At 64.5% G+C, this 18,509-nt stretch carries 16 protein-coding genes and 1 pseudogene; 8 read left to right on the top strand and 9 right to left on the bottom strand.

The annotated features are described in order from the left end of the window. Nucleotides 1-209: 209 nt before the first annotated feature. Nucleotides 210-671 carry a GNAT family N-acetyltransferase gene (locus tag HAP47_RS01655; protein WP_173640705.1) on the top strand — a complete coding sequence of 154 codons (462 nt, stop codon included), beginning with the start codon at nt 210-212 and terminating at the stop codon, nt 669-671. 248 nt (nt 672-919) lie between these two features. Next, nucleotides 920-1,516: a glutathione S-transferase family protein gene (locus tag HAP47_RS01650; RefSeq protein WP_173639721.1), complete on the top strand. Its 597-nt coding sequence runs from the start codon at nt 920-922 to the stop codon at nt 1,514-1,516. 222 nt (nt 1,517-1,738) lie between these two features. Here the strand turns inward: HAP47_RS01650 and fabV are convergent, their stop codons facing one another. From fabV to fabA, 3 genes are all read right to left on the bottom strand, one after another. Then, nucleotides 1,739-2,911 carry an enoyl-ACP reductase FabV gene (gene fabV / locus HAP47_RS01645; RefSeq protein ID WP_173639722.1) on the bottom strand — a complete coding sequence of 391 codons (1,173 nt, stop codon included), beginning with the start codon at nt 2,909-2,911 and terminating at the stop codon, nt 1,739-1,741. A 78-nt stretch (nt 2,912-2,989) separates the two neighbouring features. Beyond that, the gene (gene fabB / locus HAP47_RS01640; RefSeq protein WP_173639723.1) at nt 2,990-4,213 is read right to left on the bottom strand and encodes a beta-ketoacyl-ACP synthase I; all 1,224 of its coding nucleotides are present in this window, start codon (nt 4,211-4,213) and stop codon (nt 2,990-2,992) included. Nucleotides 4,214-4,256: 43 nt separating this feature from the next. Beyond that, nucleotides 4,257-4,778, bottom strand: coding sequence for a 3-hydroxyacyl-[acyl-carrier-protein] dehydratase FabA (gene fabA / locus HAP47_RS01635; protein ID WP_076863629.1), 522 nt, complete (start codon nt 4,776-4,778; stop codon nt 4,257-4,259). Between the two features lie 328 nt (nt 4,779-5,106). Between fabA and irrA the strand changes: the two genes are divergently transcribed. Further along, nucleotides 5,107-5,598, top strand: coding sequence for an iron response transcriptional regulator IrrA (gene irrA, locus HAP47_RS01630; RefSeq protein ID WP_173639724.1), 492 nt, complete (start codon nt 5,107-5,109; stop codon nt 5,596-5,598). 159 nt (nt 5,599-5,757) lie between these two features. Here irrA and HAP47_RS01625 read toward each other — a convergent pair whose 3' ends face one another. Then, a complete protein-coding gene (locus HAP47_RS01625) occupies nt 5,758-6,282 on the bottom strand; it encodes an SH3 domain-containing protein (RefSeq protein ID WP_173639725.1) in 525 nt (174 codons plus the stop codon). A gap of 363 nt (nt 6,283-6,645) precedes the next feature. Between HAP47_RS01625 and HAP47_RS01620 the strand changes: the two genes are divergently transcribed. Beyond that, nucleotides 6,646-7,650, top strand: coding sequence for a 2-hydroxyacid dehydrogenase (locus HAP47_RS01620; protein WP_173639726.1), 1,005 nt, complete (start codon nt 6,646-6,648; stop codon nt 7,648-7,650). A 516-nt stretch (nt 7,651-8,166) separates the two neighbouring features. Here the strand turns inward: HAP47_RS01620 and HAP47_RS01615 are convergent. Further along, nucleotides 8,167-9,087 (bottom strand): LysR family transcriptional regulator, encoded by a 921-nt coding sequence (locus tag HAP47_RS01615; RefSeq protein WP_173640706.1) that lies wholly within the window; start codon nt 9,085-9,087, stop codon nt 8,167-8,169. A 121-nt stretch (nt 9,088-9,208) separates the two neighbouring features. On the opposite strand from HAP47_RS01615, the pseudogene HAP47_RS01610 reads away from it, so the two are divergent. Further along, a pseudogene (locus tag HAP47_RS01610) lies at nt 9,209-10,206 on the top strand (aldo/keto reductase). 105 nt (nt 10,207-10,311) lie between these two features. Here the strand turns inward: HAP47_RS01610 and HAP47_RS01605 are convergent. Beyond that, the gene (locus HAP47_RS01605) at nt 10,312-11,112 is read right to left on the bottom strand and encodes a HesA/MoeB/ThiF family protein (RefSeq protein ID WP_173639727.1); all 801 of its coding nucleotides are present in this window, start codon (nt 11,110-11,112) and stop codon (nt 10,312-10,314) included. Between the two features lie 110 nt (nt 11,113-11,222). Between HAP47_RS01605 and HAP47_RS01600 the strand changes: the two genes are divergently transcribed. Next, a complete protein-coding gene (locus tag HAP47_RS01600) occupies nt 11,223-12,596 on the top strand; it encodes a serine protease (protein ID WP_173639728.1) in 1,374 nt (457 codons plus the stop codon). A 150-nt stretch (nt 12,597-12,746) separates the two neighbouring features. Here the strand turns inward: HAP47_RS01600 and ggt are convergent, their stop codons facing one another. From ggt to mutM, 3 genes are all read right to left on the bottom strand, one after another. Further along, nucleotides 12,747-14,426 (bottom strand): gamma-glutamyltransferase, encoded by a 1,680-nt coding sequence (gene ggt, locus HAP47_RS01595; protein WP_173640707.1) that lies wholly within the window; start codon nt 14,424-14,426, stop codon nt 12,747-12,749. A 109-nt stretch (nt 14,427-14,535) separates the two neighbouring features. Continuing rightward, nucleotides 14,536-15,099 carry a GNAT family N-acetyltransferase gene (locus HAP47_RS01590; protein ID WP_173639729.1) on the bottom strand — a complete coding sequence of 188 codons (564 nt, stop codon included), beginning with the start codon at nt 15,097-15,099 and terminating at the stop codon, nt 14,536-14,538. Nucleotide 15,100: 1 nt separating this feature from the next. Beyond that, nucleotides 15,101-15,982, bottom strand: a complete 882-nt coding sequence (gene mutM / locus HAP47_RS01585) for a bifunctional DNA-formamidopyrimidine glycosylase/DNA-(apurinic or apyrimidinic site) lyase (protein WP_173639730.1) — start codon at nt 15,980-15,982, stop codon at nt 15,101-15,103. A 139-nt stretch (nt 15,983-16,121) separates the two neighbouring features. On the opposite strand from mutM, the gene ubiE reads away from it, so the two are divergent. Beyond that, nucleotides 16,122-16,883: a bifunctional demethylmenaquinone methyltransferase/2-methoxy-6-polyprenyl-1,4-benzoquinol methylase UbiE gene (gene ubiE, locus HAP47_RS01580; protein WP_173639731.1), complete on the top strand. Its 762-nt coding sequence runs from the start codon at nt 16,122-16,124 to the stop codon at nt 16,881-16,883. Continuing rightward, nucleotides 16,880-18,454, top strand: coding sequence for a 2-polyprenylphenol 6-hydroxylase (gene ubiB, locus HAP47_RS01575; RefSeq protein ID WP_173639732.1), 1,575 nt, complete (start codon nt 16,880-16,882; stop codon nt 18,452-18,454). Before ubiE ends, ubiB begins: the two co-directional genes overlap by 4 nt. The last annotated feature ends 55 nt before the right edge of the window (nt 18,455-18,509 follow it).

The following is an 18,509-nucleotide window of genomic DNA, read 5'->3' as shown; positions in this document are numbered from 1 at the left end:
GTGCTATGCCTGAGCGCCCGGCGCCCTCCCGGGACAATGCGGGATTCTGGAAGGACCGTGGCCAAGCGCCATGCGGCAGCGAAGGCCGGCACGCTCGGGGTATGAGCTGGTCAGACTCGCTGGCGGCGAACGGCTGCGCTAGATTTGGGAGCTCCGCGAGATGCTCGCGGGCTTTCTTGTCTCGACATCCGCGGCCAGAGCAATCGATGATGACGCTGCCGACCATCCGCCCGGGCCGCCCCGACGAGTATGACGAGATCGCGCGCGCCTGGATGGACAGCTGGGTTTCGACCGGGCTCTCGCAAGCAAGCGAGCGTCTGCTGAGCGATTTGCGCGCTCGTCTGCCACGCGAGGTCGCTGGCGGCTGGAGCCTGTTTGTCGCCGACGATCGCGGCGCCATCGCTGCCATGCTGGCGCTGCATCGGCCAACCTTGCTGCTCGACCAGCTGATGGTCGCATCCGCCTATCAGGGCCGCAGCCTGGGACGCGAGCTGCTCGCCTTCACGCGCCAGCAAATGCCCGACGAGATCTGGCTGAAATGCGTCAGCGAGAACGAGAAAGCCTGGCGCTGGTACGAGCGCGAAGGATTTGTGTTCGAGAAAGAAGCGATCAATCCGGTCACGGGCTTCATGATGAAGCACTACCGGTGGAAGAGAGCGAAAGTCGCTTAGAGCGCTTTCGAGCGAAGTGGACGCCGGTTCGCGTGAAGAAAACGCGTCAAAATAAGAATCTAGCTAGAGCTTCGGTTCTAATTCAATCAGAACCGAAGCTCTAGGAGGCTACTCTGTCGCAATCAACCGGATTGACCAACATCTCGACCTGAGGTCGCGCGATTGCCCATCCGTCGTGCGTTGCCAATTGGTGGCGGACGCGCGATGTAACGCGCGCTGTTCGTCCATGCCAAAGAAGGGACCGCACCATGATCAAGCTGTACTGGTCGCCGCGCTCGCGCTCATTCTCCGCCATCTGGCTGTTGGAAGAATCCGGCCTGGCTTACGAACGGGTGCTGACCAATATCAGCACCGGCGCGCAGAAGTCGCCGGAGTTCCTCAAGATCAACCCGATGGGCAAGGTGCCGGCGTTGACCGACGGCGATGCCCAGCTCGCCGAGGCTGCCGCGATCTGCGCCTATATCGCCGACCGCTATCCGGAGACGAAGCTCGCGCCGGCCACGAACGATCCGAAGCGCGCACGCTATCTGCAATGGCTGTTCTTCTCGCCGAGTTGCATCGAGCCGGCGCTGATCCAGCTCTTCACCAAGCTCGAGGTGCCGACCAGCACTGCGGCATGGGGCAGCGCGGCGCAGGTTTTCGACGTGCTCGATGCCGAGTTGCGGAAGGGGCCATGGATCCTCGGCGATCAGTTCTCCGCTGCCGACATCGCGATCGGCGCGGGACTGAACTTTGCGGTGCGCGTGTTCAAGATGGTGCCGCCGCGGCCGTCATTCGAGGCCTATATCGACCGCTGCGTGGCGCGGCCCGCGTTCCAGCGCGCAGAGAAGATTGCGGCGGGGTGAGGATGTCATCACGTAGCGCGGATGAACGAGATCATCGAATGATGGAGTTGCGCTGCTCCAACCTCCCCTTGAAAAGGGGAGGTCGCTTTGCTCGCCAGAGCAAAGCGGGTGGGGATCTGCTCTCTCCGCGTAAAGCGTCGCCTGTGGCTGGCCCCCAATCCCGACCTTCCCCCTTTCGGGGCAAGGGGAATAGCCGACGAAGCAGTGGATTCCCAAAAGGCCCTAGCCCGGGACGACGCGCGGATCGACGTCCTGCGTGTAGTCGACGCCGTCGATGCCGAAGCCGAACAGGCGGAGGAACTGGCTCTTGTATTCGCCGAGGTCCGCCAGTTCGCCGAGCGTCTCGGTGGTGAGCAGCGGCCAGCGCCGGGAGACTTCCGTCTGCACTTCGGGCGAAAGCTCCCAGTCGTCGACCCGGATGCGCTGCGCATCGTCGAGCTCGACGCCCTTGCCGAGGCGGGTGCGGAACAGGCGGTCGATCTGCTCGATGCAGCCCTCATGGAGCCCGAGCTGCTTCATCACCTTGAACAGCACCGTGCCATAGAGCGGCACCACCGGAATCGCCGAGCTCGCCTGGGTGACCACGGCCTTCAGCGCGACGACGCGGGCGGCGTCCGGACCGAGCCGGACCCGGATCGCTTCCGCCTTGTTGTCGAGATCGACCTTGGCGCGGCCGAGCGTGCCGTTCCAGTAGATCGGCCAGGTCAGTTCGCTGCCGATATAGGTGTAGTTGAGGGTCCGGAAGCCTGATGCCAGCACGCCGGCATCGGCGAGCTGGTCGATCCAGCGCTTCCAGTCATCGCCGCCCATCACCGCGACCGTGGCCGCAGTCTGATCCTCGTTCGCAGGCTCAAGGGTGGTCTGGAACACCTCGCCGGTCTCGGTGTCGAGCGTCTTGATCTCGACCGGCGCGCCCAGCGGCTTGATGACCGAGCGATAGGTCTTGCCGGTGTCGGGGTCGGTGCGGACCGGCGCCGCCATGCTGTAGACCAGCATATCGAGCTGTCCGAATTTTTCGCGCACGCGCGCGATGAAATCCTTCTTCATCTCGTCGGAGAAGGCGTCGCCCTCAAGCGTGAGCGGCGAGCGTCCGATCTTCTGAGCCTCGATTTCGAAGGCGCGGTTGTTGTACCAGCCGGCGCTGGCGCTCCTCTTTTCCGACGGTTCGCGCTCCAGCGATACGCCGATCGTATCAGCGCCGCCGGCGAAGGTCGCGACGATGCGGCTCGCGAGGCCGTAGCCCGTCGAGCAGCCCAGCACAGCAACGCGTTTCGGACAGTCCGCGACCGGGCCCTGCTTGAGAACGTAGGCGATCTGTTCGCGGACATTCGTGGCGCAGCCGACGGGATGTGCCGTCGTGCAGATGAAGCCTCGCACGCGCGGTTCAATAATCATTCCCACCCCATTCCGGAACGTTGCAATATCCCCATTCGCTGCCTGCGGACCTCCCTCAGCAAGCGAGGAGAGACGAAATCAGGCATCAAGCCGCCTGAATACCAGCGTAGCGTTGGTGCCGCCGAAGCCGAACGAGTTCGACAGCACGGTATTGAGCTTGGCGTTGTCGATGCGCTTGCGCACGATCGGCATGTCGGCGAAGACCGGATCGAGCTCGGTGATATGCGCGCTCTCGCAGATGAAGCCGTTGTTCAGCATCAGCAGCGAGTAGATCGCTTCCTGCACGCCGGTGGCGCCGAGCGAGTGGCCGGTCAGCGCCTTCGTCGCCGAGATCGGCGGGCACTTGTCGCCTGTGCCGAACACCTTGCGGATCGCCTCGATCTCCGGCGGATCGCCGGCCGGCGTCGAGGTGGCGTGCGGATTGATGTAATCGACCGGCGTGTCCACCGTCGACATCGCCATGCGCATGCAGCGCTCGGCGCCCTCGCCCGACGGCGCCACCATGTCGTACCCGTCCGAGGTCGCGCCGTAGCCGACGACCTCACCGTAGATCCGCGCGCCGCGCGCCCTGGCATGCTCGAGCTCTTCGAGCACCACGACACCTGCGCCACCGGCGATCACGAAACCGTCGCGGCTGATGTCGTAGGGACGCGAGGCAGTTGCCGGCGTGTCGTTGTACTTCGACGACATGGCGCCCATGGCGTCGAACAGCACCGACAGCGTCCAGTCGAGTTCCTCGCAGCCGCCGGCGAAGATGATGTCCTGCTTGCCGATCTGGATCGTCTCGTAGGCATTGCCGATGCAATGGTTCGACGTCGCGCAAGCCGAGGAGATCGAGTAGTTCACGCCCTTGATCTTGAACCAGGTCGCGAGCGTCGCCGATGCGGTCGAGGACATCCCCTTCGGCACAGCGAACGGACCAACGCGCTTCGGGCCCTTGGCGCGCGCGATGTCGGCGGCCTCCACCAGCGTGCGCGTCGACGGCCCGCCGGATCCCATGATGATGCCGGTGCGAATATTCGAGACTTCATTTTCCTCGAGGCCGGAGTCGCGGATCGCCTGCTCCATGGCGACGTGATTCCACGCAGCACCTTCGGCAAGGAATCGCATCGCGCGGCGATCGATCACCTCGGCGGGATTGAGCGTCGGCGCACCGTGCACCTGCGAACGGAAGCCGAGCTCGGCAGCCTTCTCCGCACGCGAAATGCCCGACTTTGCCTCGTAGAGGCTCGCAAGCACTTCCTGGGTGTTGTTACCGATGGACGAGACAATCCCCATCCCCGTGATGACAACCCGCCTCATGTTCGCCTCGCCCTGCCTCTATGTTGCCGCATGATGATCCTGCTCAAGATGGCGCCGTGCCCTGCTTGAACAATCCGACCTTCAAGTCCTTGGCGCGATAAATAATCTCGTCGTCCATGGAAAGCCACCCGTCGGCAATTCCAAGCACGAGCTTTGACCGCATCACGCGCTTGATGTCGATGTTGTACACAACCTTGCGCGCGTGCGGCAGCACCTGTCCGGAGAACTTCAGCTCGCCGAGGCCGAGCGCGCGGCCACGACCTTCGCCACCGATCCAGCCAAGGTAAAAGCCGACCATTTGCCACATGGCATCGAGGCCGAGACAGCCCGGCATCACCGGATCGTTCTTGAAATGGCAGCCGAAGAACCAGAGATCAGGCTTCACTTCGAGTTCGGCGCGCACCAGCCCCTTGCCGTACTCGCCGCCATTCTCCGAGATCTCGCTGATGCGATCGAACATCAGCATCGGTGGCAGCGGCAACTGGGCGTTGCCGGGACCAAACAGCTCGCCCCGCCCGCAAGCCAGCAAATCCTCGTATTCGTAACCGCCGCGCCGATCCAGCATCCTCTTCCACCTCTGATGTCCCGATGAAGCGCTTTGCTTGGTCGGACCTTAATCTACCCACGGGAACCGGAATATCCCGTCCCGCATCTTGGCGCTACCTGGGTACGCTACCGACCTGTTATCTCTGCCGAAAGCGCATATGTGGTCCGCGCGCTCTCTAACATAGGGCCAATCGGGCGGCAAAGCGGCATTCCGATGATAAATTACCGTTTCTCCTTAGGTTTCTACCGCAGCTTGGATTCGTTCTAGTTGCGAAAAACTTGCATCTGATGGGCATCCTTTTTATATTTATGAGGAATATTGCATGAGTTGGGTGCATAGAGTGGATATGAACGACGAAGTACCGGCTGTGAACGATGACGCCGTGCACCCGGCCGCCCGGGGCGCTGGGCACCACCCGGCCCTGACCGGTTGTCCGTGGCATGACGTCAACGAGATGCTGCAGTCTGCCGGCCTCCGGCCGACCCGTCAGCGCATGGCGCTGGGTTGGCTGCTGTTTGGCAAGGGTGCCCGCCACCTGACCGCTGAGATGCTGTACGAGGAAGCCACGCTGGCCAAGGTTCCGGTGTCGCTGGCGACCGTCTACAACACGCTCAACCAGCTGACGGATGCCGGCCTGCTGCGCCAAGTCAGCGTCGACGGCACCAAGACCTATTTCGATACCAACGTGTCGACGCATCACCACTTCTATCTCGAGCACAATCACGAGCTGGTCGACATTCCCGACCCGAACCTCGTGCTGTCGAAGATGCCCGACGTGCCGGAAGGTTACGAGATCTCCCGCGTCGACATGGTCGTGCGGCTGCGCAAGAAGCGCTGATCAGGCCTTGACGTCGATTTGAGTTGTGATGGCCGGGCTCGTCCCGGCCATTGTCGTTTCTGCAGGCATGGTCATTTCGGGATGGTGCGCTAGCACCGGACCCGGAATCTCGAGATTCCGGGTTCGATGCTGCGCATCGCCCCGGAATGACGCTGCGCGTCAGTCCACCTTCTCGTCGGCGTAGACGCCCCACAGGCGTTGCTGCTCGATCCAGCCGTCGAACCCGTTGCCGGTGACCCGGCACCAGTTATTGGCGCATTTCTTGACCTGCGCGACGACGCCGGCCTGCAGGCGCGCCGCGATGGCGCTGGTGGCGTCGGGACGATCATAGAGCGAGGCCAAATCGTCCTTGTTCTTCATCGTGACGACCGCAGTGCGGCGGCCGGACAGCAAGGAGTGATAGACCCAGCCTTCGGCGCCTTCGGAATCGCGCACCCGGCGCCAATTCTCGAACTCGGCGGTGATTTCGACCGGCAGCCCCGACCGCGTGTAGACCCAGGCGACGTCATTGTCCTTGGTCGGGCCGGCCCGGACGTTCACATGATCGGATTTCAGGCTGACATAGCGCGGAATCGGCAAGCCGCTGGTAGTGGGGCTCAAATCCTTGGCGGAATGTCCGGGGATGACCGACGCGCTCAGCATGCTCCCGACCAGAGCCACCAATGAACCCAAACGCCAGACCATCAACTCGTCTCCTGCCGAGATGCCCAACCCGCATTCGGCGAGCTGCAACCCAAATCCAAACCCAAATTCAAACCCGTGCCCGTAAGGCCCCGCGCCGGCGCCATTCGGTCCCTGCCCGCATCGATCCGAGGGGTTCTTGTCTTGGCCCGGCCTTCTGCTAGAGAGGACGGAACGCCTGAGAGCCAGAACACCCGAATTTCCCGTTGTCTCCCCTTGGCGACAGCCGGGGCAAGCATCGGGGAACCCTAGGAAACGCGAAGGAAACGCCGGGACAGCGCGGCTATCAGCAGTGTCGAACAACCGGGTTAATGAGGCCTCAACGGCTCGGTTTTTGACGAGCCGCGCGCCTCATGAAAGCAGGACATGTCGGTGAAGAAAAAGCCTCTCGTCGTCGTCACCCGCAAGCTGCCGGACTCGATCGAGACCCGGATGCGCGAGCTGTTCGATGCCAGACTGAATCTCGACGACGCGCCGATGACGCCGGAGCAGATCGCGGAGGCGGCGAGGACCGCCGACGTGCTGGTGCCGACCGTGACCGACATGATCCGCGAGGACGTGATCAATCAGCCCGACTGCAAGCTGAAGATAATCGCCAATTTCGGCAACGGCGTCGACAATATCGACGTCGCCGCCGCGCATGCTCGCGGGATCACGGTGACCAATACGCCGAAGGTGCTGACCGAGGACACCGCCGACATGACCATGGCGCTGATCCTTGCCGTGCCGCGGCGCATGATCGAGGGCGCCTCGATCCTGACCGAAGGCAAGCAGCACTGGGCCGGCTGGTCGCCGACCTGGATGCTGGGCCACCGCATCGGCGGCAAGCGGCTCGGCATCATCGGCATGGGCCGCATCGGCCAGGCCGTGGCGCGCCGTGCCCGCGCCTTCGGCCTGCAGATCCACTATCACAACCGCCGGCCGGTCGCGCCCGTCATCGCCGATGAGTTGGGGGCGACCTATTGGGAAAGCCTCGACCAGATGCTGGCGCGGATGGACATCATCTCGGTGAACTGCCCGCACACGCCGGCGACCTATCATCTGCTCTCGGCGCGGCGGCTCAAGCTGATCCGGAAAGAGGCCTATATCGTCAACACCGCGCGCGGCGAGGTGATCGACGAGGACACGCTGATCAAGCTGATCGAAGCCGGCGATGTCGGCGGCGCGGGTCTCGACGTCTACGAGCACGAGCCGGCGGTAAGCCCGAAGCTGGTGCGGCTTGCCAGGGCCGGCAAGGTGACGCTGCTGCCCCACATGGGCTCGGCCACCATCGAAGGCCGTGTCGAGATGGGCGAGAAGGTGATCATCAACATCCGAACTTTCCTCGACGCCCACAAGCCGCCGGATCGCGTGCTGCCGAGCATGCTGTGATTTCGTAGCCGGGATCACGCCGCGCCCCATCCAAGCCACCCAGCTCCAACCTTCCCTTGAAAAGGGGAGGTTGCTTTGCTCGCGCGAGCAAGGCGGGTGGGGATCTGCTCTCTCCACGAGCGACGGTGCGTGCGGCTGGACCCCCATCCCAACCTTCCCCTTTCAGGGGGAAGGGGAAGACAGAATCTGTAGCCCCGGATGAGGGGCGGGCTGCCAAAATATCGAAAACAACCCCATGCAAAGTAACCGGTGCGGCCGACCAGGCGCATGCTGCAATCACGCATTCGGTGTCGTCCCTGCGAACGCAGGGACCCATAACCATCGAAATTAATGGTTGGACTGAGCTGGAGCTCCAGCCTTCATCGTTGTGAGAGCTGTGGTTATGGGTCCCGGCTCAAGGCCGGGACGATATGGGTCTGGAGCTTCGGTTCTGATTGAATCAGAACCGAAGCTCCAGATCCTTGTTTTGACGCGTTTTCTTCACGCGAACCGGTGTCCACTTCGCTCGAAAACGCTCTAGCTTGGCTTCGTCTTCCGCCGCGCCTGCTTGCGCCAGTCGGCGAGGAACGACACGAACGCGGCGAGTGCCGGCGGCGGCTGGCGGCAGCTCGGGTAGTACAGGAACGGCCCGTCAAACGGCGGACACCAGTCGTCGAGCACGCTGACCAGCGCGCCGGACTTCACACCGTAGCGCACATAACCCTCGAACGTCGCCCAGTAGCCGACACCGTCATGGACCGCGCGCAGCGCGAGGCCGAGATAGGTCGCGATCAGCCTGGCTGGTGGCGAAACCTTCACGACGCGACCGTTCTTCTCGAACTCCCAATCGAAGATCGCACCGCTGCCGAAGCGGGTGCGGATGCAGGCGTGCTTCAGCAGGTCCTTCGGATGCATCGGCCGGCCATGCTTCGCGACATGATCGCTCGACGCCACCACTGCGTAACGCTGCGGCGCGCCGAGCGGGACCGCCACCATGTCCTGCGCCAGATGCTCGCCATAGCGCACGCCGGCGTCGAAGCCTTGCGCGACGATATCCACGAACGCACTTTCGGCGACGATATCGAGATCGACCTGCGGATATCTGGCGAGGAACGGCGCGACCATCGGCGCCAGCACGAGATCGACCGCGGGCGGCGGCGCGTTGATGCGAAGCCGCCCCGATAGCTCGGCGCGCAGGCCGCGCACCTCGTTGATCGCATCGGCGACATTGACCATTGCCGGCGAGACACGGGCGAGCAGCAGCTCGCCGGCTTCGGTCAGCGCAACGCTGCGGGTGGTGCGGTTCATCAGGCGGACGCCGAGCCGCTCCTCCATGTCGCGCAGGCGCTGGCTGAGGCTTGAGACCGAGACGCGGCTCTCCAGCGCCGCCCGCCGAAAGTTGCGCGTGCGCGCCACCGCCACGAAGGCATCGAGGTCGCGAAGGTCGAAATCCTGCATTGTTCGATATAGTGAACAACCCATTCGGGATTGTCCAGCTTATCCCAAGAACCGAACCGGCCCATATCAGCCGCGTCATTTGGCGGCGGATCATCCGCTCCAACGCTTTGGGAACACCATCATGGACACACGCAAACTCGGTTCCACCGGCCCGACGGTCTCGCTGATCGGCCTCGGCTGCATGGGCATGTCCGACTTCTACGGTCCCACCGACCGCAGCGAGAGCATCGCCACCATCCATGCCGCGCTCGATGCCGGCATCACGCTGCTCGACACCGGCGACTTCTACGGCATGGGCCACAACGAGATGCTGATCGGCGAGGCCCTGAAGAGCCGCAACCGCGACAACCTGCAGATCAGCGTCAAGTTCGGCGCGCTGCGCGATCGCAACTACGGCTTCCTCGGCTATGACAGCCGTCCCGTTGCCGTGAAGAATTTCGTCGCCTATTCGCTGCAGCGGCTCGGCGTCGATCACATCGATATCTATCGCCCGGCGCGGCTCGATCCCAATGTGCCGATCGAGGACACGGTCGGCGCGATGGCCGACATGATCAAGGCGGGCTGGATCAGGCATATCGGCCTGTCGGAGGTCGGTTCCGACACCATCCGCCGCGCCCACAAGGTGCATCCGATCGCCGATTTGCAGATCGAGTATTCGCTGATCTCGCGCGGCATCGAGACCGACATCCTGAAGACCTGCCGCGAGCTCGGCATCGGCATATCAGCCTATGGCGTGCTGGCGCGCGGGCTGATCAGCGGGCACTGGTCGAAGGACCACGCCGGCGCGAAGGACTTCCGCCTGCTGAGCCCGCGCTTCCAAGCCGGCAACATCGACACCAACCTTGCGCTCGCCGATCGGCTGCGCGGCATCGCCGGCGAGATAGGTGCCTCTCCGGCGCAGGTCGCGATTGCCTGGGTCGCGGCGCAAGGCAAGGATATCGTGCCGCTGGTCGGCGCGAGCGGCTGACGGAGGCCCTCGGCGCGCTCGATGTGAAGCTGACCGCGGCGCATCTCGCCGCGCTCGCCGAAGCATTTCCGCCCGGCGCGGCCGCCGGCGGACGCTATCCGGAGGAGCACCTCCGACACATGGACAGCGAGAAGCCCGTGGCCGCGTCCTAAAGCGCGATGAGATTGGGTTGAATCGTCACCGTGCTTTAGCTTGTTGTTTGGGCATGATCTTTTCGGAAAACCGCTTCGCACTTTTCCGGATCATGCTGTGACGAACTACCGATGCCCGCTCAGATCGGTGATGCCGGGTGCATCACCGTTGAGCGGGTTCTGCGGATCGCGCGCGTAGCGCAGGGTTTCGAACCGCATTGCGCGCGCATCCACCATCAGGAGGCGGCCGACCAGGCCCTCACCGAAGCCGACGATCTCGCGGATCGCCTCCAGCGCCATCATCGACCCCAGGACGCCTGCGAGCGCGCCCATCACGCCGGCCTCGGCGCAGGCCGGCACCGTCCCCGGCGGGGGCGCCTCCGGGAACAGGCAGCGGTAGGTCGGGTTGAGCACGCCTTCCGCATTCTTCTCATGCGCGCGGATCGTGGTCAGCGAACCGTCGAACTGCCCCAGCGCCGCCGTGATCAGCGGCCGCTTCGCGAGGAAGCAGGCATCGGCGACGAGATAGCGGGTCTCGAAATTATCGGAGCCGTCGAGCACGAGATCGTAACGCGCGATCAGGTCCATTGCGTTGTCGGCGGTGAGCCGCGTCGGATGCGCCTCGAACGTCACGTGCGGATTGAGTGCGTGGATCTGCGCCGCCGCGCTGTCGACCTTGCGCCTGCCGATGTCGGACGTCGTATGGATGATCTGGCGCTGCAAATTGGAGAGCGAGACGATGTCGTCATCGATCACGCCGAGGCGGCCGACACCTGCGGCAGCCAGATACATCAGCACCGGCGCGCCGAGGCCACCGGCGCCGATTACCAGCACCGACGCCTTTTTCAGCGCGTTCTGGCCGGGGCCGCCCACCTCGCGCAGCACGATGTGGCGGGCATAGCGTTCAAGTTCGTCGGCACTCAGCATCTTGATGTCCTGCGCGCTATCCCTGAACCGGAGCGCGGTTGTTGCCGACCAAGCAGATGTGCTTAATTGCGTGGACGTCAATGGTATCAGTCATTTCCCCCGGATTTGTCATGAGATCGGTGCTTTCGGCAACATTGATGGTCGCGGCCGTGATGGTCGCAGGTATCGGCGCCGCGCACGCCCAGTTGACGCCACCGACGACGGCCGGGGCCAAGCCGAAGACCGTGACGACGGTGCCGGTTCGCCCCGCGCTGCAGAAGCCGGAAGATACCGCCAACGCGATGGCGCAGGCCGAGCGGCTGGCGCTGCAATCCGACCTCGCCTGGGTCGGCGAATATAATGGCGCAATCACCGGCGACGTCAGCGAGCGCATGGTCAATGCGATCAAGGAATTCCAGAAGAACCGCGGCGGCAAGCCGACCGGCGTGCTGAATCCGCAGGAGCGCGGCGTGCTCGCCGACACCGCGCGGCGGAAGCAGGAGAGTGTCGGCTGGAGGGTCGTCACCGAGCCTGCCACCGGGGCGCGGCTCGGCATTCCCACCAAACTGGTGCCGCAGCTCACCAGCGACGCCTCCGGCGCCAAATGGACCTCGCCGACCGGCACCGTCCAGGTGCTGCTGACCCGGCGCAAGGAAGCGAGCCCGACCACCGCCAAGCTTGCCGAGCAGGAGAAGAAGGAGCCGGCCGGCCGCACCATCGACTACACTGTGGTGAAGCCGGATTTCTTCGTGCTGTCGGGCATGCAGGGGCTGAAGAAGTTCTATCTGCGCGGCACCTTGAAGGGTGACGAGGTCCGCATCCTGACTATTCTCTATGACCAGGCGATGCAGACCACCGTCGAGCCGGTGGTGATCGCGATGTCGAGCGCGTTCAACGCATTTCCGTCCGGCGTGCAGGCCGGCCCGCCGCCGCGCAAGACCGTCGAATATGCCACCGGCGTCGTGGTCAGCGACGATGGCGCAATTATCACCGATCGCATCGCGACTGACGACTGCATCGCACTGACGATCCCGGGCTACGGCAGTGCCGATCGGGTCGCGGTGGACAAGGAGCACGATCTCACCTTGCTGCGCATCTATGGCGCGCGCGGGCTGAAGCCGCTCAACATCGCAGGCCAGGCGACGCAGACCGCGCTCGACATCACCGGCATCGCCGATCCGCAGAACCAGGGCGGCGGAGCAGCCGCGAGCAGCGTCAAGGCGTCGGTGGCTCAACTCGGCGGCGGCGATCAGGCGCTGTCGCCGCCGCCGGCGATCGGGTTCTCCGGAGCGGCAGCACTCGACGGCAGCGGCAAGTTTGCCGGCATCGCGGTGCTGAAGCCTGTCATCGTTGCAGGCCCGGCCAATGCGGTACCGCCGGCGCAAGCCGCGCTGGTGCCCGCCGATACGGTGCGCAACTTCCTGAAGGCGCACGGCGTCAACGCGTCGGGCGAATCGGCGGACGTCAAGGCCGCCGTGGTCCGCGTGATCTGCGTCAGGAAATAGGATGCCGTCATCGCCTGCGCATGCGGGCGATCGGATATTCCAGAGACTCGTGTGATTCAGCCACGGCTCTTCCCACACGTCGTCCTGGCGAAAGCCAGGACGACGTTGAGGATGGTCCTCGGTTCAACCTGTCAAACAGCGCGGTCGGCGTCACCTCAACGCAAACCGCACCCCGGCGCGGGCCAGACCGCCGGCGATGCCGACCGGGGTGCCGTCGGCGCGCCAGCAGGCCGCGCCCGACATGGTGCCGTCAGCGTGGAACTGGATCGCGTTCATGCCGCCGGCGACCGTCGGCACGACCTGCACCTTGTGGCCTTTCGCCGACAGCCCGGCGCGGATGCTCTCCGGTATCGCCTGCTCGACCTCCAGCGCATTGCCCTCGGTCCAGACCCGTGGCGCCTCGACCGCTTCCTGCAGGTCCATGCCGTGATCGATGAGGTTGATCAGCGCCTGCATCGCGCTCGGGAAGATGCGCTTTCCGCCGGGCAGGCCGAGCGCGTAAACCAGCCTGCCGTCGCGCAGCGCCATCATCGGCGACATCGAGGTGGTGACGCGCTTGCCCGCGGCCAGCGACAGTGCGTGCCCCGGCCGCGGATCGAACAGGTTCATGTAATTGTTCGGCACGGTGCCGAGGCCCGGGATCAGGATCTTGGCCCCGAACAGATTGTTGATGGTCTGGGTGGTCGCGACCACGTTGCCCATCGCATCCGCAGCCGTCATGTGCGTGGTGTGGGCACTTTCGAGCTGGGTGACGCCGGCGCTCCAGGCCTGCGCGCGGTCGGGATCGATGGCGCGGCGGCGCTCCTCGGCATAGGCCTTCGAGGTCAGCCGCTCCACCGGGACGTTGACATAGGCGGGATCGCCGCTCGCGGCTTCGCGATCGGCGAAGGCGATCTTCAGCACCTCGGCAAGATAGTGAATCGTATCGGTCGTGCCGAAGCCGAGACGCGCGATGTCATAGCCTTCGAGGATGTTGAGCATCTGCGTGACGTGCACGCCTGACGCCGCGGGCGGCGGGGGCCCGAGGATTTCCCAGCCGCGGTAGTCGCAGCGGATCGGCTGCCGCTCGACGGTCTTGTAGGTCGCGAGATCCTCTTGCGCGATGAAGCCGCCGTTCCTCTTCATGTAGTCGACCAGGATGTCGCCAAGCGGCCCCTGGTAAAGCGCGTTGTCGCCATGGTCGGCGATGTATTTCAGCGTCTCGGCATACTCAGCCTGCACCACGCGCTCGCCCGGCTTCAGCGGCGTGCCGTCGGGCAGATAGATCGCCGAGATCGGCTTGTCCTTCAGCATCTCCTCGGCACCATCGGTGATGCATTCGTGCAAGTACGGCGTCGCCGCATAGCCGCGCGCGGCATGCTTGATCGCGGGCTGCATCACGTCGGCCAGGCTCATGGTGCCGAAGCGGCGCAGCGTTTCGCACCAGGCCTTCAAGGAGCCCGGCACGGCGACCGCCTTCGGCCCGTTCAGATTCTCGTTGCCGACGGTGTCGAACACGTCACGCGCCGAACCGGGTTTCGAGGTGTAGGTGTCCGGCCACACCGCCTTCGGCACTGTGCTCTGGCCGTCGATGAAGCGATGGCTGCCGTCGGCGAGGCGGATATGCGCCATGCCGCCGCCGATGATGCCGACCATCATCGGCTCGACCACGGTCAGCGTGAACAGGGTCGCGATCGCTGCATCGATCGCATTGCCGCCGGCCGCGAGCATCTCGGCGCCCGCGCTCGACGCCAGCGGATGATTGCTCACCACCATGCCGCGGCTGCTGGTGGCCGGTTGCTTCTCGCACTGAAAGCTTGTCGCGGCGCGATCGCGCCAGTTACCATTCATCGCCATTGTGTTCTCATTGTTGATGGAGCGATGGACGCCATGTTCTGCGGCCTCGCATCCGCGGTCAAGGCGCCACGACTTTTCTCACGGCGGCATTCGCCATTGAGGGTCACCTCGTCGAGCGATCGCGCAGCCAGGTTTCGCGCGTGACCTTCCACTTCTCCGCTCTGGATTCGCCATTGTGGTGCGGAAGTTCGACGAAGCCGACAAATTCGGCTCCGGTCTTCTGCTTGACCCGGCGCGAGGCGACGTTGGACTGCGCGTTGCAGACGTGGAAGTGATCGAGGCCGAGCGTCAGGAAGGCGAAATCATTCACCGCGGCGATCGCCTCGGTCATGAGGCCCTGCTTCCAGTAAGGCTCGGCCAGCCAGAACCCACGATTGCCCTTGCGGCCGTCGGCGCGCGGCCGGAAATTGATGTTGCCGATCGCCTCGCCATCACTGGATCGCAACACCAGCACCCATTGATAGCTTTCCTCGCCGGCCGCGATCTTGTCCAGCTCGCGCTTGATGAAGCTTTCCGCGCCGTCGTCGGGATAGGGCCATGGCACCACGGTGGCGAGAGTCTTGATCACGTTCCAATTGTTGAAGTGACGCTGGATAGCGGCGGCATCCGACAGCGCCAGCGGCCGCAGGATCAGGCGTCGCGTCTCGATGCGTGGCGTCTCGAACATGTTATTTCTGGCACTTCGGGCACCAGAACGTCGAACGACCGTTCTGGGTGAAGCGCCTGACGATGCCCTCGCAGCCCGATGTGCGGCATTTCTCGCCTTCGCGGTCGTAGACCTGGAACGAATGCTGGAAGTAGCCGAGATCGCCATTGGTCAGCCGATGATCGCTGATCGAGGAGCCGCCGGCCTTGATCGCCTGGTTGAGCACCGAATGGATCGCATCGACCAACCGTTTGGCGTGGTCGGTCGGCTCGGCCTTCTTGGTTGCAAGCGTCGCGGCCAATCGCCGCGGCGACAGATGCGAACGAAACAGCGCCTCGCAGACATAGATGTTGCCAAGTCCCGCCACCACGCGCTGATCGAGCAGCGCGGCCTTCAGGCTGGTCTTCTTGTTGTGGCAGGAGCGCGCCAGCATCGCTGCGTCGAATTCGTTTCCGAGCGGCTCGGGTCCGAGCCCCTTCAGCAGCGGCTCGTCCTCGATCGCGTTGCGGGCGATGATCTTCATGTAGCCGAAACGCCGCGGATCGTTGAAGACCACCGCCGCCCCCGAGGACATGTGGAACACGACGTGATCGTGCGCGCGATCCTCGCTGCGCGGATGGTGGAATTGCCCCGGCGCCGCCGCGCCCTCCTGCTTGAGCACGCGGAACGAGCCCGACATGCCCAGATGCATCAGCAGCACGTCGCCGGAGTTCAGGTCCGCCATCAGATATTTGGCACGGCGGCCGAGCCCGGTGATGGTCTGACCCTCGAGCCGGGCGACAAAGTCTTTTTGAAACGGAAACCGCAAATCCTTGCGGCGGGCCTCGGCCTTGAGGATTTTGGACCCCTCCATGGCCGGTTGCAGGCCGCGGCGGACGGTCTCGACTTCGGGTAGTTCCGGCATGGCAGGCATTCACCTTTTGGAAGTGACGTGATAGCGCCATTGCGGCCGCCGCGCTATGGTCCGGCTGGAGCGTTTTCGAGCGAAGTGGGCACCGGTTCGCGTGAAGAAAACGCGACCAAAAAGGTAAGAGTATGAGTTGATGGATCGGCCGGACCAAACCACGCATTTCGGCTTCAGGGACGTGCCCCTGGGCGAGAAGCAGACACTGGTGAACGAGGTGTTTCACAGCGTGGCGTCGCGCTACGACCTGATGAACGATCTGATGTCGGCAGGCCTGCACCGGGCCTGGAAGGACGTCATGATCACGACGCTCGACCCGCCGAAGGGCGACCGGCCGTTCGCGCTGCTCGACGTCGCCGGCGGCACCGGCGACATCGCGTTCCGGGCGGCCAAGACCGCGGGCGCCGGCTTCCATGCCACGGTCTGCGACATCAATGCCGACATGCTCGCCGTCGGCCGCGAGCGCGCCGCCAAGCAGCATCTCGATGACCGCGTGTCGTTCGTCGAAGGCAATGCCGAGGCATTGGGTTTCGCCGACCGCGCGTTCGACGCCTACACCATCGCGTTCGGCATCCGCAACGTGCCGCAGATCGACCTCGCGCTGCGCGAAGCCTACCGGGTGCTCAAGCCCGGCAGCCGCTTCCTGTGCCTGGAATTCTCCACCGTCGACGTGCCCGGCCTCGACCGGATCTACGACCTGTTCTCCTTCAAGGTGATCCCGCCGCTCGGCCGCGCCGTCACCGGTGATGCCGAGTCCTATCAATATCTCGTCGAGTCGATCCGCAAATTCCCGCGGCCGAGCGCGTTTGCCGAAATGATCGGCGCCGCCGGCTTTGCGCGCGTGAAGTGGCAGAGCCTCTCCGGCGGCATCGTGGCGCTGCATTCGGGCTGGCGTTTGTGATCTCTGCACTGACCCACATCGCGCGCCTTGCCCGCGCCGGTTTCGTGTTTGCGCGCGAGGGCGTGTTCGGCGTCGTCGATCCCTCGCTGGTGCCGCCGCCCGGGCAGCTTGCGTTGAAGCTGGCGCGGCTGATCGAGCGCCGCTCGGCCAAGTCCGGTCCGCGGCTGTCGCGCGCTCTGACCCGGCTCGGGCCCGCCTATCTCAAGCTCGGGCAATTCCTCGCCACCCGGCCCGACGTGGTCGGCGTGGCGATGGCGCGCGATCTCGAAGCCCTGCAGGATCGGCTTCCGCCATTCGCGCAGGAAGAGGCCGAAGCCGTCCTCACGCAATCGCTGGAGCGGCCGCTGTCGGAGGCCTTTGTGCATCTGGGTCCGGCGGTTGCCGCCGCCTCGATCGCGCAGGTGCATCGCGCCGAGGTCGAGCGCGACGGCGTTCGGCATCAGGTTGCGGTCAAGGTGCTCCGGCCCAACGTCGCGGCGCGCTTCCGCCGCGACCTCGGCGACTTCTTCTTTGTCGCGCACAAGGCCGAAGCGCATTCCGCCGAGGCGCGTCGCTTGCGGCTGATCGAGGTCATCAACACGATGTCGCGCTCGGTCGCGATGGAGATGGACCTGCGGCTCGAGGCGGCCGCGCTGTCCGAGATGGCCGAGAACATCCGCGACGATCCGGATTTCCGCGTGCCCGCGGTGGATTGGGATCGCACCGCGCACAGCGTGCTGACGATGGAATGGATCGACGGCATCGCGCTGAACGATCACGCCCGGCTGGCGCAGGCCCAGGTCGACCTGCCCGATCTCGGCCGCAAGGTGATCCAAAGCTTCCTGCGCCACGCGCTGCGCGACGGCTTCTTCCATGCCGACATGCATCCGGGCAATCTGTTCCTCGACGAGGCCGGCCGGCTGGTCGCGGTCGATTTCGGCATCATGGGGCGGCTTGGGCTGAAAGAGCGGCGCTTCCTTGCCGAGATCCTGCTCGGCTTCATCACCCGCGACTATCGCCGCGTCGCGGAGGTGCATTTCGAGGCCGGCTATGTGCCGAGCCACCATTCGGTGGAGAATTTCGCGCAAGCGATCCGCGCCATCGGCGAGCCGATCCACAACCGCACCGCCGAGGAAATCTCGATGGCGAAGCTCTTGACGCTTCTGCTCGAGGTCACCGGGCTGTTCGACATGCAGACGCGGCCCGAGCTGATCCTGCTGCAGAAGACCATGGTGGTGGTCGAGGGCGTGGCGCGCGGCTTCGACCCCAAGCTCGACATCTGGAAGATCGCCGATCCGGTGGTGCGCGAATGGATCACGCACAATCTCGGCCCGGCGGGACGCATCCAGGGCGCGCTGTCGGGCGCGGGCGAGCTCGGCCGCATCGTCGCCAACCTGCCGTCGATTGCCAGCCGCGCCGTGACGGTGCTCGAGCAGCTCGAGACCATGACGCGGGAAGGCCACATGCTGTCGTCCGATTCGATCGACGAAATGGCCCGCGCCGAGGCCCGCAAGGCGCGGGTGCAGACCGTCGGCCTCTGGGTCATTGCCGCCGCCCTGATCGCAATCTTTTTCGCCATTCGAGCGCACTGATTGCAATGCATGCACCATATGATAGCATCGCTATCATTATTTGAGCATGATGCTG

The sequence above is a fragment of the Bradyrhizobium sp. 41S5 genome (genome assembly GCF_011516665.3).
GTDB classification, from domain to species: Bacteria; Pseudomonadota; Alphaproteobacteria; order Rhizobiales; family Xanthobacteraceae; genus Bradyrhizobium; species Bradyrhizobium quebecense.
Note: the sequence above shows the minus strand (reverse complement) of the source record. Positions and strands in the feature narration are given on the sequence as shown.

Excerpts from the sequence above, each read along its gene's own strand:
- fabB (WP_173639723.1), bottom strand. The coding sequence starts at position 4,213 with ATGAGGCGGGTTGTCATCACGGGGATGGGGATTGTCTCGTCCATCGGT.
- HAP47_RS01650 (WP_173639721.1), top strand. The coding sequence starts at position 920 with ATGATCAAGCTGTACTGGTCGCCGCGCTCGCGCTCATTCTCCGCCATC.
- mutM (WP_173639730.1), bottom strand. The coding sequence starts at position 15,982 with ATGCCGGAACTACCCGAAGTCGAGACCGTCCGCCGCGGCCTGCAACCG.
- HAP47_RS01605 (WP_173639727.1), bottom strand. The coding sequence starts at position 11,112 with ATGCTGAGTGCCGACGAACTTGAACGCTATGCCCGCCACATCGTGCTG.
- ggt (WP_173640707.1), bottom strand. The coding sequence starts at position 14,426 with ATGAATGGTAACTGGCGCGATCGCGCCGCGACAAGCTTTCAGTGCGAG.
- HAP47_RS01620 (WP_173639726.1), top strand. The coding sequence starts at position 6,646 with ATGTCGGTGAAGAAAAAGCCTCTCGTCGTCGTCACCCGCAAGCTGCCG.
- fabV (WP_173639722.1), bottom strand. The coding sequence starts at position 2,911 with ATGATTATTGAACCGCGCGTGCGAGGCTTCATCTGCACGACGGCACAT.
- ubiE (WP_173639731.1), top strand. The coding sequence starts at position 16,122 with ATGGATCGGCCGGACCAAACCACGCATTTCGGCTTCAGGGACGTGCCC.
- HAP47_RS01655 (WP_173640705.1), top strand. The coding sequence starts at position 210 with ATGACGCTGCCGACCATCCGCCCGGGCCGCCCCGACGAGTATGACGAG.
- irrA (WP_173639724.1), top strand. The coding sequence starts at position 5,107 with ATGAACGACGAAGTACCGGCTGTGAACGATGACGCCGTGCACCCGGCC.
- HAP47_RS01600 (WP_173639728.1), top strand. The coding sequence starts at position 11,223 with ATGAGATCGGTGCTTTCGGCAACATTGATGGTCGCGGCCGTGATGGTC.
- HAP47_RS01625 (WP_173639725.1), bottom strand. The coding sequence starts at position 6,282 with ATGGTCTGGCGTTTGGGTTCATTGGTGGCTCTGGTCGGGAGCATGCTG.
- HAP47_RS01590 (WP_173639729.1), bottom strand. The coding sequence starts at position 15,099 with ATGTTCGAGACGCCACGCATCGAGACGCGACGCCTGATCCTGCGGCCG.
- fabA (WP_076863629.1), bottom strand. The coding sequence starts at position 4,778 with ATGCTGGATCGGCGCGGCGGTTACGAATACGAGGATTTGCTGGCTTGC.
- HAP47_RS01615 (WP_173640706.1), bottom strand. The coding sequence starts at position 9,087 with ATGCAGGATTTCGACCTTCGCGACCTCGATGCCTTCGTGGCGGTGGCG.